The 372-nt window shown below is 61.3% G+C and carries 1 pseudogene; it reads right to left on the reverse strand.

Going from position 1 to position 372, the window contains the following annotated elements:
• Nucleotides 1-372, reverse strand: a pseudogene (locus EN807_RS33205) (sugar ABC transporter permease); the annotation flags it as partial.

The following is a 372-nucleotide window of genomic DNA, read 5'->3' on the forward strand; positions in this document are numbered from 1 at the left end:
CCCAGGTGAGGCCAGAGAGGAAGGACGGCACGGCCCAGGGCAGGAACACCACGGCCTGCACGACCTTGCGGCCGTAGAAAGGTTTGTCGAGCAGCAGGGCCAGACCCAGCCCAAGGAAGAACTGGAAGAAGAGGCTGGCGACCGTCCACCACAGCGTGTTGATCAGCGCCTGGCCGAGCACCTGGTCGGAAAGCATCGCCTGGTACTGAGCAAGGCCGACATATTGCGACTTGAAGGCCGAGAATTTGCGGAAGGAATAGCTGATGCCGATGATCAGCGGCACCAGAAGCACTAGGACCAAGAGGACGATAGCCGGCGAAAGATAAAGCCAGGGCTCGATCGCGGTCTTGCTCAGCCCTCTCTTGCGCGGCC

Source organism: Mesorhizobium sp. M5C.F.Ca.ET.164.01.1.1, from assembly GCF_004792125.1.
Lineage (GTDB): Bacteria > Pseudomonadota > Alphaproteobacteria > Rhizobiales > Rhizobiaceae > Mesorhizobium > Mesorhizobium wenxiniae.